Raw genomic sequence first — 4,668 nt, 5'->3', positions numbered from 1 at the left:
GGACGCCGCCGAACTAAATTTCAGAAAAGCTCTGGTGTTTGAACCTCGGTTCAGATACCAGAGCTTTTTTGTTTTCCCAAAGAAGTGCGGAGCGTCATGTGCGGTTAACGTCGAGCCACCATTCTGTTGGGGTATGGGGACAAGGACAGCAGAGCTTCTGGCAGCCGCGGGCGTGGGTATCGGTGACGAGGTGATCGTGCCCTCGTACGGCACCACCGACATCGTCGAGGCCGTACGGGCCGTCGGGGCCACGCCGGTGTTCGCGGACATCGACGCCTGGAGCTACTGCCTCGCGCCGGCCTCCGTCGCCGAGGCGATCGGGGAGCGTACCGCCGCGATCGTCCCCCTGGACCTCTTCGGCCACCCCGCCGACGTGACTGCCCTTCAGGCCCTCGCGGGCGCCCGGCCGTTGCCCGTCATCCCGCACGTCGTCCGGCGGCCCGCCGATTCCGCGGAAGCACTCCAACGGCGCCGGTCCCACGCCGCCTACCTGGACGGCAGGCTCACCGGCGTCCTGACGCCCCGTACCGCCCCTGGTGTCGAACACCGCTACCACTCCTACGTCGTCCGCGTCCCCGGCAACGGGCGCCCGGACCGGGACGCCTTCGCGCGGGCCCTGCGGGCGCGCGGCGTGCGGTGCACCGTACCCGTCACCACCCCCGCGCACCGGACGCCGGCCTACGCGCGGGGCGTGGGGGACCTGCACCTCCCCGAAACCGAGCGGGCCGCGGAGGAGTGCCTCGCCCTGCCCGTCGACGCCGGCATGACGCGCCGTGAACTGCGTCATGTGGTGGCCGCCTGCAACGCGTTGGGCGGGCTCCTGCCGTACGGCGCCGCCGCCTGAATCACGGCCGATCGCGGCCGGCGGATCGCTGGTCAAAAGCACGTCCGAACATCCGGTATGCTTTATCTCGTTGCCGGCCCCAATAGCTCAGTCGGCAGAGCGTCTCCATGGTAAGGAGAAGGTCAACGGTTCGATTCCGTTTTGGGGCTCCAGAAGGAAAGGCCCCCGCCGAATGGCGGGGGCCTTTCTCGTACCCCGGGGGAATCAGGCCGTCGGCCGCTCCGGCATCCGCATGGCCAGGATCGCCATGTCGTCGGACGGCGGCTCCGCCGCGAAGCGCTCCACCGCGCGGAGGATGCGCGCCGAGACCGCGCCCGCGTTGAGGCCCGTGCAGGTCGCGAGGACGTCCGCGAGGCCGTCGTCACCCAGCATGCGGGAGCCCTCGCGGCGCTCGGTGACGCCGTCCGTGACGCACAGCAGGACGTCGCCCGGGTCCAGGGTGACCGGCTGCTCGTACAGCTCCAGGTCCTCCATGACGCCCAGCAGCGGCTGCGGGTCGGCCGCCGCCTCCACCGTGCCGTCCGGGCGCAGCCGTAGCGGCAGCGGGTGGCCGGCGCAGACGACCTTGAGGAGGGCGCTGCCGTCCTCCTGCGGCCACAGCTCGCCGTACAGCAGCGTGAGGAAACGGCTGCGGGCGCCCTCGTCCAGGATGGCCGCGTTGAGCCGCTCCAGGACCGCCGGGCCGCCGAAGCCCTCCCGGGCCAGCAGGCGCAGGGCGTGCCGGGCCAGGCCGGTGACGGCCGCGGCCTCCGGTCCTGTGCCGCAGACGTCGCCGATGGCGAAGCCGTACGCGCCGTCCCGGATCGGGAAGATGTCGTAGAAGTCGCCGCCGACCTCGTTGCCCTCGCCCGCCGCGCGGTAGATGACGTCCACCTCGACGCCCGGCACGTCCGGCAGGCCCGGCGGCAGCAGGCTGCGCTGGAGGCTCTGACTGATCGCGGTGCGCTCGCTGTAGAGCCGGGCGTTGTCCAGGGCCAGGGCGGCCCGGCGGGACAGGTCCTCGGCGAGCTCCACGATCTCCTGGCGGAAGTGGTCGTCGGTCGGCTTGCCGAGGGTGAGCATGCCGATCACGCGGTTGCGGGCGACGAGGGGCAGGACCACCGTCTCGCCGCCGACCGCCGCCGCCGTGGTGAGCGAGACGCCGGGGGCGGGTGAGGACTCCGGGACGTCGGCGAGGCCCACGCTCCGCAGCGAGCTGCGCAGCGCCTCCGAGTGCGCCGCCCGGGCGGGGGCCGTCCAGATGCGGGCGCCGGGGGTGGGGACCGGGTCCGGCGGGGCGACCTTGGCCAGCAGTGCCTTGAGGCCGTCGATCAGGTCCTCGTCCTCGTGCAGGACGTAGGAGAGCTCCGGCTCGGAGGCCTGGTCGGCGATGGTGTAGACGGCGCACCAGGTGGCGAGGGTGGGGACGGTCATCTGGGCCATGAGGGCCAGCGTCTGGTCCCGGTCCAGCGTGCCGGCCAGCAGGTCGGACGCCTCGACGAGGAAGGACAGCGAGCCGCGGCGCAGCCGCTCCAGCTCGCCGAGACGGGCGGACTCGACGGCGAGGGCGATCCGGTCGGCGGCGAACTGGAGGCGCAGCGCCTCCTCGTTCCCGTACCGGTGGGGGGCCTCGGCGGCGACGCCGAGGGAGCCGGTCAGCCGGCCCTCGACCTTGAGCGGGACGGTGACGACCGAGCGCAGGCCGGTGTCGGTGAGCAGGGGTACGGCCCCCGGGACCGCGTTGAGGTCGTCGTGGACGGAGGGCAGCCGGGCGGAACCGTAGCGGCCGGTTCCGGCCTCGACGGGGACGCGGGCGAAGCGCTGCCGGGCGGAGGGCAGGCCGGTGGAGGCCCGTACCTCCAGTTCGGTCTCGTCGTCGGTGGCGAGGAGGAGGTAGGCGGCGTCGCCGTCGAGCATGTCGCGGGCGCGTTCGACGGTGCGCTGGAGGAGGCCGTCGAGGTCGTCGGGGGCGGGGGAGCCGATGAAGACCTCGAAGGGGTCGGCGGCGGTGCCGCGGTCCGTCGAGGCGTCGGCGCCCGCGGAGCGCTGCGGGCTGGCCAGCACGGCCCGCTCCTCGTCGCGGACCAGCAGGCAGACGGTCGAGGGCGCGCCCTCGTTGTCGCGGACGCGCAGGTGGGAGGCGTAGACGGGGATGACGCGGCCGTCGGCGCCCCTTATTCCGTAGGAGCCCTCCCAGCGGGAGAGGCGCAGGGCCTCCGCGATGCCGGTGGAGGTGCCGGGGGTGTGCGGCCAGGCGGCGAGGTCGGCGAGGGGTTTGCCGGTGACCTGGTCGGCGGTGTAGGCGAAGAGGTGCTCGGCGTCGTCGTTCCAGGCGCTGATGCCGCCGGTGCCGTCGATCTGGATGACCGCGACGCGGACCCGCGGGTCGGCGACCGGCAGGGCCTCGACGGGCAGGGCGGGGCCCGCCGAGCGGGTGCCGGCGGGGCGGTCGTCGAGGTCGAGGCGGAACCAGACCTTCTTGTGGGTGGAGCCGTACTCGACGCCCCAGCAGGCGGCGAGGGCGGTGCAGAGCATCAGGCCGCGGCCGCCCTCGCGGTCCACCCCGCCGAACTGGCGGGTGGTCTGGAGCGGCAGCTCGCGTTCGGGGTAGCGGTCGCTGACCTCGATGCGGACGCCCGCGTCCGTCCTGACGCAGAGGACGTCGGCGGAGGTGCCGGCGTGGACGACGGCGTTGGTGACCAGTTCGCTGGTCAGTACGACGGCGTCGTCGATGATGTCGGGAAATCCCCATCCTTGGAGGGTGTCCCGGACGAAGGCCCGGGCAGCGGCGACCGAACGCCCTACCGGCTCGAAGGTGGCGGCTGCCCGCGCGGTGATCACAGCACTCCCCATTGGCCTCTCATCGCTCCCCCGAGTCCTGTGCCCGATTCCCATGACGACGATTCGTCCGCCAGGCTAAACCGTCGGCAGCGGGGATGGGGAACGATGGAGGAAGCACGGGGAAGGCGACCGCGGAATCCCGGAGGGAATGCGAGAGCCGGAACCGTACGCGCTTTCCCCCGGAATGGGCGGGAGCCGGGGGGCCGGGGAAGCGGCCGGGGACGGCGTGGTCTGCGGGGACGGCTTCTGGGTAGGGGGCGTGAGGGGAAGCGGAAAGTGCCGCCGGGATGTGCGGTTCCGCCGAAGCCCCGGCAAGCATGGGCCAGGTTTTCCTGTTCATCTTTAACGAGCTGTCCCGTCACCTGGTTACCCTCTGACGGGCAGCCGCCCCGGTGCGCTTGAGTGAAACACTGGGAAAGCTGGAAGCGAAAACCCCTACGAGGATCAGCGACCCTGCGGGAGGGCCACGGTGGAGTCTGGCGGAGCGACGCGGAGCACGAGCGCGCGCGCGAAGGGCGGACGGTCCCGGCCCCAGGGGACGACGGAGGTGGACAGCGCGGCGCTGTACCGCCTGCTGGGGGCGCTGGAGGCGATGCGGGACGGGAACTTCCGGCGCCGTCTGACGATCTCCGGTGACGGCGTGATGTCCGAGATCGCGGCCGTCTTCAACGAGGTCGCGGACCGGAACCTGCAGCTCACCGGCGAGCTGGCGCGGGTGCGGCGGGTCGTCGGGCGGGAGGGGAAGCTCACCGAGCGGCTGGAGGTCGGCTCCTGCGAGGGCGCGTGGGCCGCGGCCATCGACGCCTCGAACGCCCTGGTCGACGACCTCGTGCGGCCGGTGTCCGAGGTCGGCCGGGTGCTGTCGGCGGTGGCCGAGGGCGATCTGGACCAGCGGATGGACCTGCGGTCGCACGCGGCCGACGGCTCGGCGCACCCGCTGCGCGGCGAGTTCCTCAAGGTGGGGCGGACCGTCAACGGGCTGGTGGACCAGCTCTCCGCGTTCA

At 72.6% G+C, this 4,668-nt stretch carries 3 protein-coding genes and 1 tRNA gene; 3 read left to right on the top strand and 1 reads right to left on the bottom strand.

The genetic code is table 11. The features are described 5' to 3' along the window. Window positions 1-133 precede the first annotated feature (133 nt). Together JNW98_RS33305 and JNW98_RS33300 are read left to right on the top strand one after the other, a co-directional pair. Window positions 134-844, top strand: coding sequence for a DegT/DnrJ/EryC1/StrS family aminotransferase (locus JNW98_RS33305; protein WP_223772031.1), 711 nt, complete (start codon window positions 134-136; stop codon window positions 842-844). Between the two features lie 76 nt (window positions 845-920). Next, a tRNA-Thr gene (locus tag JNW98_RS33300) sits at window positions 921-996 on the top strand. Window positions 997-1,048: 52 nt separating this feature from the next. Here JNW98_RS33300 and JNW98_RS33295 read toward each other — a convergent pair. After that, window positions 1,049-3,676, bottom strand: coding sequence for a SpoIIE family protein phosphatase (locus tag JNW98_RS33295; protein ID WP_223772030.1), 2,628 nt, complete (start codon window positions 3,674-3,676; stop codon window positions 1,049-1,051). 457 nt (window positions 3,677-4,133) lie between these two features. Here JNW98_RS33295 and JNW98_RS33290 point away from each other — a divergent pair. Then, on the top strand, window positions 4,134-4,668 hold a 535-nt coding region (locus JNW98_RS33290; protein ID WP_223772029.1), incomplete at its 3' end, for a HAMP domain-containing protein.

This window comes from Streptomyces huiliensis (assembly GCF_020037025.1).
Taxonomy (GTDB): Bacteria; Actinomycetota; Actinomycetes; order Streptomycetales; family Streptomycetaceae; genus Streptomyces; species Streptomyces huiliensis.
This window is presented reverse-complemented; position numbering and strand designations above follow the sequence as displayed.